15 protein-coding genes are annotated in these 12,061 nt (G+C 60.6%); all 15 read right to left on the bottom strand.

The annotated features are described in order from the left end of the window. Positions 1-17: 17 nt before the first annotated feature. Positions 18-485: a phage tail assembly chaperone gene (locus AB4O11_RS14505; protein WP_460127275.1), complete on the bottom strand. Its 468-nt coding sequence runs from the start codon at positions 483-485 to the stop codon at positions 18-20. Next, positions 485-1,411 carry a glycine-rich domain-containing protein gene (locus AB4O11_RS14500; protein WP_460090027.1) on the bottom strand — a complete coding sequence of 309 codons (927 nt, stop codon included), beginning with the start codon at positions 1,409-1,411 and terminating at the stop codon, positions 485-487. The genes AB4O11_RS14505 and AB4O11_RS14500 overlap by 1 nt, the downstream gene beginning before the upstream one ends. 21 nt (positions 1,412-1,432) lie before the next feature. Further along, the gene (locus AB4O11_RS14495; RefSeq protein ID WP_460127272.1) at positions 1,433-1,999 is read right to left on the bottom strand and encodes a tail fiber assembly protein; all 567 of its coding nucleotides are present in this window, start codon (positions 1,997-1,999) and stop codon (positions 1,433-1,435) included. Positions 2,000-2,007: 8 nt separating this feature from the next. Then, positions 2,008-3,087 (bottom strand): phage tail protein, encoded by a 1,080-nt coding sequence (locus tag AB4O11_RS14490; RefSeq protein ID WP_460090025.1) that lies wholly within the window; start codon positions 3,085-3,087, stop codon positions 2,008-2,010. A 143-nt stretch (positions 3,088-3,230) separates the two neighbouring features. After that, positions 3,231-3,620, bottom strand: coding sequence for a hypothetical protein (locus AB4O11_RS14485; protein WP_460090024.1), 390 nt, complete (start codon positions 3,618-3,620; stop codon positions 3,231-3,233). A 2-nt stretch (positions 3,621-3,622) separates the two neighbouring features. Continuing rightward, on the bottom strand, positions 3,623-4,558 hold the full coding sequence (locus AB4O11_RS14480; protein WP_460090023.1) for a P1/P2 acidic ribosomal protein: 936 nt from the start codon (positions 4,556-4,558) through the stop codon (positions 3,623-3,625). 13 nt (positions 4,559-4,571) lie between these two features. Further along, positions 4,572-5,171, bottom strand: coding sequence for a YmfQ family protein (locus tag AB4O11_RS14475; RefSeq protein WP_127926056.1), 600 nt, complete (start codon positions 5,169-5,171; stop codon positions 4,572-4,574). Further along, positions 5,159-6,205, bottom strand: coding sequence for a baseplate J/gp47 family protein (locus AB4O11_RS14470; protein ID WP_116254550.1), 1,047 nt, complete (start codon positions 6,203-6,205; stop codon positions 5,159-5,161). Before AB4O11_RS14470 ends, AB4O11_RS14475 begins: the two co-directional genes overlap by 13 nt. Then, entirely contained in the window at positions 6,195-6,593 is a 399-nt protein-coding gene (locus tag AB4O11_RS14465) for a phage GP46 family protein (RefSeq protein WP_460090022.1), read from the bottom strand. Before AB4O11_RS14465 ends, AB4O11_RS14470 begins: the two co-directional genes overlap by 11 nt. Continuing rightward, on the bottom strand, positions 6,593-7,102 hold the full coding sequence (locus AB4O11_RS14460) for a phage baseplate assembly protein V (RefSeq protein ID WP_093436481.1): 510 nt from the start codon (positions 7,100-7,102) through the stop codon (positions 6,593-6,595). Before AB4O11_RS14460 ends, AB4O11_RS14465 begins: the two co-directional genes overlap by 1 nt. A gap of 135 nt (positions 7,103-7,237) precedes the next feature. After that, entirely contained in the window at positions 7,238-8,287 is a 1,050-nt protein-coding gene (locus AB4O11_RS14455) for a phage baseplate assembly protein (protein WP_116254551.1), read from the bottom strand. Between the two features lie 2 nt (positions 8,288-8,289). Beyond that, on the bottom strand, positions 8,290-9,528 hold the full coding sequence (locus tag AB4O11_RS14450; protein ID WP_093436487.1) for a DNA circularization protein: 1,239 nt from the start codon (positions 9,526-9,528) through the stop codon (positions 8,290-8,292). Beyond that, entirely contained in the window at positions 9,515-11,290 is a 1,776-nt protein-coding gene (locus AB4O11_RS14445) for a phage tail tape measure protein (RefSeq protein ID WP_460131017.1), read from the bottom strand. Before AB4O11_RS14445 ends, AB4O11_RS14450 begins: the two co-directional genes overlap by 14 nt. Before the next feature lie 130 nt (positions 11,291-11,420). Further along, on the bottom strand, positions 11,421-11,717 hold the full coding sequence (locus AB4O11_RS14440; protein ID WP_007908778.1) for a phage tail assembly protein: 297 nt from the start codon (positions 11,715-11,717) through the stop codon (positions 11,421-11,423). After that, a complete protein-coding gene (locus tag AB4O11_RS14435) occupies positions 11,714-12,061 on the bottom strand; it encodes a phage tail tube protein (protein ID WP_007908779.1) in 348 nt (115 codons plus the stop codon). The genes AB4O11_RS14440 and AB4O11_RS14435 overlap by 4 nt, the downstream gene beginning before the upstream one ends.

Genomic DNA, 12,061 nt, shown 5'->3' with positions numbered 1-12,061 from the left:
AAAATGCCTGAGACCAGTCAATCCGCATTGGCGCCCCACCATTGCGGTGCTGTCGGGCGAGAAACCGCCGTCGGGAAACCTTTAGCCTCAGGCCAGTCACGCAGCGCCTGGCGGTACTCCAGCAACTCCAGATACTGCGCGGCCTTGAGCGTCGTCCCACGCCCCAGCGCCTGTTCGTCGCGATGCCGCGTCACCCACCATTCAGTGGCCGACAGACTGGACTGACGCCACGTTCGCGCTGCCGTCAAAGGCTCTTGCTCCTCGACGACAGTTTCAGGAATGACGACAGGATTGCCCATGACCGGTAACGGCGCGAGCTCATGGCGCAGTTCACTGAGGGGCGCGCCGATATCAACGTGCATGCCCTCCGGCACCTGCACCATCGTCTCGACGAAAGCGGGGGCAAACAGTTGGGCGATCGCATAGTCACCGGTATCGATCAGCTCCACGGCGACACCATTTTCCACTCGTGCATAACGGGCCATTATTCGTACTCCCAGATTTCACAAAAGGCGTTGCCGCCGGCACCGCCCACGAAGGAATTTGTCAGATGTGATGAGCATGAACCGCTGCCTCCCGAGCCACGGATGCCTGTTACTCCCGGATTGTGTACGCCCTTGTATGGACCGCCTCCGTCGAACGGACTCGCGGCTCCACCTCCGGAGAGCATTCCCCAGTTAGCGTTGAACATTGCGTAGCCACCGGTGATGCCACGTGCATTGGCGAGATTGCCACCCACCGCGTCTTGGCCACCGAGGCCACCTTGAACATACCCGGAGGCAGAAGTTGAGGTATCAATGTTCAGGATCTGTGCACCGCCCCCGCCTGCCACGCTCATGAATGAGCCGAAGGAGGCCCCGCCGCCGCCCAGCCCCATCGTGGGGCCGACCGCACCACCCGCACCCAACGAAACAGGCACGCCGGCAAGCATTTGTGGAGTCACGTCATACAGACTCTCCGCATAGGCACCCGAACCACCTCCTCCGCCAATACGTAAATTACTGGCGGCAACAGGCGCACAACCACCACCCGATCCACCCGCCCCGACCAGCCGTACACGAATCCGTTTGGCCCTCGGGTTGGGCTTGTAAACCGTGATCCCGACCGTCTCGATCTGCCGGACCGCCAGCAGCCGCCCGACCGCGTCGATGATGCCGTAGCCACTCAAGGTCGTCGGGGTGTTTCTCAGTTTGGTGAAGTCGACCAGAGCACCGATCGCGGTCGCCAACTGATCGGTTTTCGTCTCATCGGGAGTCAGCCCCGCCGCCTTGATCGCATTGAGAATTTCCTGTGTGACGCTGTTGCCCCACTCGGCCGGGATCAACGATCCCGGCGTACCCGCCACCGGGTTTTCATCGACGAAGCCGCCGTTGACCAGCCCGACTCCGGGAATACTTTTTGGATAATCCATTGCACTGTTCCCTGCGCTGAATCAGTTGGCTACGGCTGCGCCGGGAGCGACCGGCCAGGTGATCTCGTCGGGGAAACCGATCTGTTTTTCGATACGGTTCAGCTCTACGCTGTAGAGCTTCCATTCGATCAGCAGCAGTTGTTCGTCATGGCTGGCATCGCCGATGTCTTCGGCGTATTGCAGCGGGGCGATGCGCAGGACGGCGTCGCGCAATAAGACATCACGCAAGTCGCGGCTTTGTTGTCTGACGCTCGCCAGGCGAGTCTGCTCATCCAGCACCCAAGCGTTGTCCCGCCAGACATGGAACTCGCCAGGCCAACGCTGTGCAGTCAGGCTGTCAGGCAACTCCCCCAGTTCGGTCCAGATTTGTTGAGCGCCGCCGTCCTTGCGATAAACCACACCGCGGCGGTCAATCACTTCACGGGGTACGCCGTTGATGAGCGCCCAACTGCGACCGGCTTCCGACTCGGGCAACTCGTACATCAGTTCGATGGCGTTGGCGGGAAGCTGAATCCCGATTCCGGGCGTAACGGGAAACTCGACGGGGCCGGACAGAGCGCCCGAGCCATCAAATAGATAATTGAACATGACGTACCTCAGATAAGTTTGATGCGCCCGGGATAGGCGATGTTGCGGGGGCGCGTAATACCTCCATGGTTCAGCAAATCAGCATCCGAGATTGGAGAAACCAGCTCTGAAGGTGTGATGTATTTGACGGTAGCGCCCGCGTAATCGGCGTAGTTACCCATATCGAAACCCAACTGGGTCTTCTGGGTACCGATGTGTGTCGCGAACAGAATATTGTCGCCAATGCCATTGTCGCCCTGAACCAAAGAGCCTTTTTGCCAAGACCCCGGCGCCCGACCGGTATCGACCAGACCGCCCTCGGCCAGTACGCGCAGAAACTCACCACGGGCTTCTGGCAAGCGGAAAGTCGTGGCGCCGTCTCCTGGTGTCCACGCACCGCCGCGATCGGTTTCAGAACGCAACATCCCCGACTGCTGCGCGTGGTCCCAAAGCCATGGCCATTCCGCGCGGTTCATTAAGGAACCACTCAGCGCGGCATAGCCACCGGGCAGTACAGCCAATGTGGTCTCAAAGGCTATGTGCCCAAGTGAAGAGCCATCCAGACGACCGACTGGCCACCAATTGCCCGCTGTATCACTGCGCAAATGCCACCAGTCACCGGCTCCCATCAATACGAGAAACGGATACCCGGAAGCATTTAGGTGGGTGTGAAACTTGATCGCATCACCGCTTGCACTTCTCACGATCAAGCGGTTACCGCTGTTATCGACGCGCCGCACAATGACATCACGCACCCCCAAGCTGGTATTGGCTGGAGGCAGACTGACGGTCAGTGCGCTGGCCCCGGCATCGATCAGAACCAAGCCCAACTCATCGGTGGTCAATGACCTGGACGCTCCAACCCGAGTAATCACAGAACGCATTGGGCTGGCGTTGCTGACGATCGACTGAATCGCTTTGAATAATTGGCTAGTATCCGCCTCTGAGGCCACCAACCCACCCCCTGTAACCACACTCAAAATTTCTTCAGTGACACTGTTGCCCCACACCGCCGGAATCAAAGACCCCGGCGTACCCGCCACCGGGTTTTCATCGACGAAGCGGCCATCGACCAGTCCGACGCTGGGGACGCTTTTTGGATAATCCATAGGTTGTTCGTTCCTTTGAAATGACAAATGACCGGCGTCGGCAAAACGTTCTCCGTCTACCTGTTCGCGGTCTGTTTTCTGAAAATAAAAAGCCCACGTTGAAGTGGGCTTGGGTAATGCGCGAAGAAGTTTGCAAGCAGCCGTCAGGACATCCGCGCCAACCACTTGGGTGCTTGCGGACGCGATTCGGCGTCAGCGGCATCGTTGGCGCCGGGCCAATCGCGCAGGGCCTGACGATGGGCCAGCAACTTCGCAAACTGCTTGCTGCTCAGACTTGTCTGAACTCCGGCATCCAATTCGTCGCGATGGCGGGTCACCAGCCAGTCCGATTGGGTCAGCGCTGTCGTACGCCACAGACGCTCCACACTAGAGGTAGCCTCTAGCGGCGCAGAATCATCGGCCGGTGCACTGAAGGTGTCGTCCTTGTAGACCCAACCGGCGCAAACAGGTGTGCCTGCCGGCACCGCAATACCGCAATCGATATCACCCGCCACAAGACCGGTAACCACGCCATTTTCGATCATCGCTTTCATTGTCAAACCTCCCATCGGACACGGGCGTTCATGCGGCCGGCGGCACTCAGGTTCTGTGCCCACGCAGCAATGGCCACCCGGCCCATATAGCGATCAGTAAAACCTCCCGCCGGCATGAACTGTGTTCCGACGAAATTGACGCCCGTGTCCTCACTGATCACGCCGTAATCGGTTTTGACGTTGTCATCGAAGTCAAAAATGCCGGCCAGGTAGGCACGGGGTTTACGCGCCCAATTCAACGTCACCGAGTAATTGCCATTGGCACCAGACCAGACACCAACAGCCTCAAGGCGAGCCTTGTTCGCCAACAGCGTCAGCGTAGGCAAGGTCCCGGCAGCCGTAGTCACTATTCTGGCCATCAACATGTCGATGCAGGTGGAATCGAAGCCACCGCCACTGACACCGGTTCCACCCTTCATCGACGCCGGGATCGCATCGGTATCCGCACCTTTTTGCGTGTAGCAAACCAGCGCCCCGTCACGCACCTGCATTCGCAGAAAATAGGTACTGTTGATGTCAAGCGCAGGCGATACCCACACTGGCGTCAACAACGCACGCGAGCGGGCCGCAGTGCCAAGGGTCACTTCCTCGCAGAGACTGACCAGGACACCGCCCGGCACCGACACGGTGCCACCCGCCGAGCCGCTGGCAGCGGTCACTGCAATGCGCCCATCCGCCGTGGCCACTGTCGGAAATGCCAACGCGGCGAAGGGCAAGGCTTCCTGCGATAGCACGCTCTTGAGCGCCCTGAGCAATTGATTCGACTCACTCTCGGAGGGCACCAGTCCCGCCGCACGAATCACGGTCAGCAACTCCTCGGTTACCGCATTGCCCCAAGTCGCCGGAATCAGCGATCCCGGCGTGCCGGTCAACGGATTCTCATCGACGAACCGGCCATCCACCAGACCCGAGCTGGGCACACTCTTCGGATAATCCATAGCTCATGCCTCCCTAGTCATAATTGATGTGCACCTTGGTATGCGCCGGTGCGCTGCGATGAATCAGGCATTCCAGTGCCGACCCCGGATTGACGCCGAAGCGCTCGCCCCAGTAGCTCGCGCCGAAACGCCGGCCAAGCAGCAAGCGGCCGCCGGTGTTGAGCGTCCACATGAACTGCGCTTCCCACGTGCCCCAATGCGCCGAGCCGAAACGCGAGCGGCCCATGCGCGGGGCTTCAAGTTCGGTGATGGTGGCGTTGGGGTAGCCTTGGCTTTTGGCGATGTCGAGGTAATATCCGACGGCCTGGCTGCCGACCGCCAGCAAGCGCCGGCGTACGGCGAGACGGCGGTCGTCGAACAGTGGCGTGGCGCCCAGGCACGGGTCGGGCAGGTTCATCACCCGTTCCCAGTCCGGCACCAGTTCGCTGACGCCGGCCGGGTCCATCTCGTTGAGCAGGTCGGCGGCGCGGGCATCAAGGCGGGCCAGTTCGACGGCGACGCCTTGCAGCACTTCTTCCAGTTCCGGCACCCGTTCCGGGTCCCACGCCGGGCCACTGGGCAGCAAGGCGCGCAGCTGCGCCTGATATTGCGCGGCGGTTCTTATGCCCCCCATACGCAACCTCCGAAGGTGAGCAGTTCGCTTTGCCCGGCAGGCACGTCAGCGGCCGGCGCGGTCAGCGTGTGATCGTACTCACCACCAGCGCTGCTAATGGCTTCGCGGATATGGCTGATCAGCAACGGCACACCCAGATCGGCCTCACGGTTGTGCAGGTCGCGCAATTGCGCTTCAACGGCGGCACGCACGGCGGTGGTGTCCGGGTTGACGCTCTTGAAGCGATACACCACCGGCACCTGAATCGGCCGCTGCACGTGCACTTCCGCAGTCACCGGACGCAGCGGTTCGATGTAGTCCTGAACCTCCGCCAATTGCTCATCGTTGGGCACCGGTTGCGGGTCTTCATCACGCATGATGAACACCGTCACTGTGCCTGGCCCGAGCAGGCCGCCACGACACCAGGCGCGCGTTACGCCCGGCACTTCCAGCGCCCACGTCTCGTAGTCACTGGCCGAGCCACCGTGGGGAATCACGCGGTAGGAACGAATCACCCGCGAGCGCAGCGACTCCAGACTTTCCCGCGCCACGCCGCCGCTGAGACCCGGTGTCAACACCACAAAACTGGTGCCGACCACGCCGGCAATCGGTTGCACCGGTGTCAGCGCCAGACCGGCGTCGGCATTACCGAGGCTGCCGGCATCCAACGCCGCGATGGTAGTGGTGTTGCTGCCATTGACGGTGGTGCGTGCGGTGGTGACTTTGTAGGTGCGGCCATCGCTCGCTTGCAACAACGTGTCGACATCCAGCACGGCACCGGCCGTGGCGGTAAAACTGACGCTGCCGGTGGCGACTTGCGCGGGTTTGCGCGGTTGGTTCAAACGAAGTGCGGCGATGCGCTCCAGGGTCGACTCATCGGCCTTGTCGGGCAGGATCTGCTCGGCAATCCAGTCGAGATAACCGTACAGACCATAAGCCGCGCCACCGAGGGTACGGGCCAGCACTTGCGCATCGGACTGGCGCAGCGAATCGCCGGCCAGGTCGCTTTGGGTGCGCTTGATCAGCACCGGCAGCGAAGGGGTTTCAAACGGCATAGATCACCTGCCAACTGTTATCGGGGTTGATGTCCAGACGTTCGCCGTCGGCCAGGGTCAGGACCGTGCGCAGGTTCAGGCGCTGGGCGTCGAGGCGTTCGCTGATAATGTCGATGGCGCTGCAGTGGCCGTCGTCGATCAGCCATTGCAAGGCTTCGCGGGCGTAGAACTCGGCGTCCATCTGCGTTTGTCGGGTCAGCTTGATCCGGCGCAACAGCCACAGCCGCGAGCCGATGCGATCGTCGGCGACGGTGGGAAAGGTATCGCCCCACCAGCCAAAACGTTCTTCGTCGTCGAGGGCGTCGTCATCGGCGGCGCGACGCCAGGTGAACAGGCTGATGAGTACGGCGCGGGTCAGCGCGGCGTGGAGGTTTGGGCTGATCAGCATCACTTGCCTCCTGCCGGCGCGCCGGTCTGGCCGCTGCCGGCCTGTACGCCGACGTGCACGTGTTTGATCTGGCTGATGCCGCCGGCCAACTGATCGCCGGTGGAAACGATCTTGCCGGTCTGGTTGATCACCGGCGTATCGAAGTTCACCGCGCTGCTGGCGCGGATGTTCAGCGTGGCGGTTTCGATGTCGATGATCCGCCCGCGCTTGAAGTGAATTTTGTCGCCTTCGTCGGTGTAGATCGCCACTTCGCCCGACGCCAGCGATTGCAGGCGATAACGGCGGTCGGCGATGACCAGCGCGATGGCGTGGGAGCGGTCGCCGCCGAGAAAAGTGACGACACCTTCGGCGCCGGCCAGCGGGTTACTGGTAAAGCCGTAGGGTTCGAAATGCTCCATGTCGTCGTTCACTTCGCCGGCGGTGAGGCGCATTTGCAGCGATTGCAGCTTGGATGCCGAATTGGCGAGCACGACAGTGCCGCGCGCCAGCAGGCGTGTCAGTAGGCTCATGAATTGTCCTCAAGTGGTGAGGTTGACGCTGATCCCTGTGGGAGCGAGCTTGCTCGCGAAAGCGTCCTGACAAGCACCAGAGCGGTGTCTGATCTGACGCCTTCGCGAGCAAGCTCGCTCCCACAGGGTCGGGTGTCAGGCTGAAGTTTTCTTAGGGGGTGTCGGATTGGCATCGAAGGTATGCGGCGGCGCCACTTGCAGCGTGGTCACCGAGCCTTGCGCCGACAGCGAATACGTGACTTTGGAAATCAGCATGTCGCCATCAAATCCAAGCACCGGATCCGTGACCTTGACCAGCGTGTTATGGCGCCACAGATCGCCGTTGGACTGGCGCCAGCCCTGCACCTGATAGGTGGTGGTCTGCGCCCGGCCCATACGGGTGGCGCTTTCCCACAGGGCGCGCTGCTGGGCCAGTTCGAACGTCAGCGCGGTGCCCTCGTTGATGATCGTGGTGCGTCGACGTTTGAAGCTCAGATCGGTCGCGCTGGATTCAACCTCGCTGACTGCCGCCCCGCTCTTCTTGTCCGAACCTTTCTGCTGGCCGATCACCCGGTATTCGGAAAACACCTGGCTCTGATCCATCGACGCGCTGGCGGACAAAATATTCTTGCCCAGCTCCAGCGCATCACTGGCCCGCCCACCGCTGCCCGGCTTGGCCAGCACCAGCCGACCCTGCTCGTCATCGGTGGAAAACACCCGCAGCAGCGAGAGCAAACGGTCGATCGACTGAAACACCGTTTCTCCCGGCACAATCGTGTGTTTGGTCAGCCGCGCGGTCTCGGGGATTTCATTGACCACCATCAGCCCGTACTCCATCGCCAGCGCCTGAACAATGCTCAGCAGCGGTTGTTCCTGCCACTGGTTCGGCGTGTTCCTGGCAGCGCAATCGACCAGATCCTGAGTCTTGGAACTGCCCTCGATGCTCAGGCTGATCTGGCGTCCGTCATAGCGGATCGGGGCCTTGAACACATAGCCGGTGAGCACCAGATCCTGGCCGATTTTCACTTCGCAGGGGTCACCCGGTTTGATCCGCTGATCCACCGTCTGCCCCGGCCACTGCCAGGTGATGTCGAGTTTGAAGGTGCGGAACTGGCGCTCCAGATCAGCGGTGATTTCCACGCTTTTCCAGCCGCCGTATTCCATGTTGTTGACGGTCAGCGTGACATGGTTGTCCATTACGTCCATGACTACTCCCGAGAGACTTTCACGTCGTTGGGTGGCAGGTACAACGGGTTGGTCGCTCCGTTACGCTGGACCACTTCGGTCACCCGTGTCGCATCACTGAATTGTTTGTAAGCCACTACCAGTGCCGGCAAACTTTCCTGAAACGACTTGGTGACCAGACGCACCCCCGATGACGCTACGGCTTTGAGGTGCGCCACCAGAGCATCCTGCACGTCGCTGATAGCCTGATAGTGCGCTGGACCGGCTTTGTTTTTGGCCATTTGGAGCGCCTCGACCAAGTCCTTTTGAAGCGCCTGCAAATCGTCGGTAGCCGGTACTTCCTGTCGAGAAATCGGCTGCTTCGACTGCTGATCCAAGGAAGGGGTCGACAGCAACTTCACCGGTTTCGCCGCCACCGGCATTGAGGCAACCCATTGCGCCACTTTGACAATCAGAGTGTCCTGCACCAGATCGGCCATGGCTTGCGCCGCCGCATTGGTGTCCTTGCCCGTGGTGATCTTCGGCGCATCAGCCTTGCGGATCGCTTCGAGTTGTTGGGACACGTCGGCAATCACGCCACGGTAGCCCTCCTTCGCGAACGCCTTGAGCTCCTTGATATCGCCGAGCAACCCCTTGAACTCCGCCGCCACTTCCTTGGGCAACTCCTTGACGGCTCTGACCAGTTCAGTGATTTCCTTGTATTGCGCGATCAGTGGTTTCAGCTGTTCCTTAATCACATCGAACACCCCGGTCAGGCTGTTTCGCAGATTGTTAATGCCAATCCGTGCCGCTTGAATCCGGACAATGACCTCTTCGAAACGCGACACTGCGGACCCCAGCAAAGTGTCAGCCTTGGCCAACAGGACTTTTTGCGTACTGACGGTGGCGGTCGGAAACGGCAACGGCCGGTCGGGGTAGAACTTCAGACTGAACGTCACCAGCCCGCCGTCCTGGCGGGTATGGGTCATGTCGCACTCACCGACCTTGACTTGCAGGCGCCCGAGCCACGGGTGCACCAGCTCACCATTGCCCGCCTCCAATGCCTTGAGCAGCTTGTCGCGCTGCTCCAGGCAATCGGCGCCGATGATGAATGCCGTGATGTCGTGAGTCTTGGCCTGCTGGCCCAGATCCTCGAAATACGGCAGGTCGCGTTGCGGGTATTCGTGCAACTGACCTTTGCGACCGACCGGGGTTTTCGCCTGATCGATCCAGAAGCCGACACCACGAAAGGATGCCGGCAACAAACGGTCACGCCAGTTCATTGGAACCTCCTGCCGACAACGAGCGATAGCCGATGCGCGAAGACAGCGCCAGGCCAGGTTGATTGGTTTGCGGTTGATCGGTGCGCAATCCGGCCGGCGCATTTTCGAAGCGCACGGTCAGGCCGCCTTCGAGTTGCGTGCGGTTGTTGATTGCGCTTTGTTGAATCAGTGCGCCAGAACTCTGTGGCAACGAACCACTTTGCAGTGCACCGTTGGCTGCTGCTTGCGGCGTTGCCCCAAAGAACGCGGGTGCCAGTTCGCCTTTGCCTTCGGCATTGGTCTGGCGTTGCGCTTCGGTGAACGTTTCAACCTTGCCGGTGACCTTGGCGATCAGTCCGGCAAAGCCGCCGTCGAACAGCTCTTTGATCGGCGCAATCACGGTTTGCAGTTTTTGCCACAACTCGCCAAACCACTCGGTGATCGGCCCCCAGTTTTTGATGATCTGCCCCAACGGCGTCCATTCGAACATGTTGTGCAAAAACTCGAGTACCGGTGCGGCCAACGCCTGCACCACGCCCCACAGCGCCGAAAACACTTCGCTGATCGGTTGCCAGTACATGGCGATCTGTTCCAGCGGCGACCATTCGAACAGACTCTGGAAGAAGCTTTTGATCTGCTGCGCCGACGCTTGCAATGCGGCCCAGACCGGTTCGAAGAAGGCCACGATACTGCCCCAGTTGTTGACGATCATGCCCACAGGGGAATAGTCGAACAACGTGCCGAAGAAGTCCTTGATGGCTTGCGCCGCCGGTTGCAGCGCCGTCCAGATCGAGGCGAAGAAGCCGGTGATCGATCCCCAGTTGTTGATGATCATCCCCAACGGTGTCCAGTCGAACAGACCTTTGAGGAACGCCATCACCGGCACACTCAAGGCCTTGAGCAAGTCCCAGATTGCCGAAAACAGACCGGTCAGCGGCGCCCAGTTTTCCAGGATCATGCCGGCGGGCGTCCACGAGAACACCGATTTGAAAAAGTCGATCACTGGCGCGGTGACCGCTTTGACCTTGTCCCAGATCCCGGAGAAAAATCCCGCGACCGGTGACCACAGCGCCGCCAGTGCATCCAGCGGTCGCCAATCGAGGATCGAGCGCAACGTTGCCATCGCACTCACACCGATGTTTTTCACACCCTCCCACATGCCCTTGAAAAAAGCACTGATCGGCGTCCAGTTGGCATAAATCAAACCGGCCGCCACCGCGATGCCCATCGCGATCAACATGATCGGATTGGTCTTGAGCACCATGCTCATGACGTCCATCACCTGGGTCATGCCGGTAACGGCGGTTTGCATCGCCGAGAAAGCAATCGCCCCCGCCGCCAGGCCTTCAACCAGTTTCGGGTTGTCGGCGAGCAGGCTGCCGACCTGGGTCAGCATCGGTTCCAACCCGACCACCAGTGCGCCCACCGCCGGCACCAGTGCCGCGTCCACGGCGGCGGAAACCTTTTCCATCGAGGCACTGAACACGTTCATGTTTTGCGCAGCGGCTTTCGGCGTAGCGGGCAGGTCGACGGTTTTTGCCGTGTCGCTGACTTCGGTCAATTTGCCCTGAAACGCCGCCGCCGATTTGATCCCGTCCACGAACGGCGTGATCACGCTGCCGCCCTTGAACAGACCGCTGATGTCCAGTTTGCCGAGGCCAGCCTGTTCCAGATTTTTCTTGAAACCCTCGACCTTGACTCGCAGGGCGCCGAGTTTGGGCGACAGTTCATCGATGCCCGTAATCAGCACCGGCGTTTTCACTTTTTTCTCTTCGTCTGCCATCACTGCACCTGCTGCATCGCATTGATCCGTTGCGCGTGCTCCAGCGATTCGCGGAGCACATCCAGTGGCCTGGCCATCATCTGTTCGGGGTCAACCTTCCAGAACCAGGCCAGGTCATAGGCGACGGCGATCAGGTCGGTGATGGCGCCGACGCCGCACTCATGAAAAAACTCGCAACGGCCCAGCTCAGCGCATTGAGGTCAGCCAGATCCAACTGGTTGACCGACGACGGTGGAATACCGGCGCACACGGCGATGTATTTGGCCGCCACGTCCATGTCGAGGCTGACTTCTTCGCTCTTGTCGATCTTGTACGGCAGCGCCTTGATCGCTCGCACTTCCTGCACCGTCGGACGGCGCAGGACGAGTTCGGTCAGGGGCTCGCCGTGAGCTTCGATCGCAACCTGAAGCTTCACGGCGCCGCTCATTGCCAGGTCCCCTTGATGCCTTCGAATTTCAGTTCGATGGTGGCGTCATCGCCTTTGGAGACTGGTTCTTCGACCAGGTAGGCGCCGGCCAGTACGTAGACTTTGCCGTTGCTGAATTCGCAGGTGACGGTGATGTCGGTGCCTTCAATCAGCTTCTTCAGCGGGAAGTCGGCGGTGTGCAGCGCGGTCACTTTGAACGACGGCGCGATGTCGGTTTCCTTGTAGAAGCCGGGTACGACGGTTTCGCGTTTGACCGCCATCAGCGGGGCTTCGCAGCCGCCATTGATGGTCAGTTGTGCGCCGTCGACTTTGACGTAGCAGGTGCCTGCAATCAGTTGACCCAT

The sequence above is a fragment of the Pseudomonas sp. H1_D05 genome (assembly GCF_054682705.1).
The sequence above is the reverse complement of the archived record's forward strand: the minus strand, read 5'-3'. Positions and strand labels throughout refer to the sequence as shown.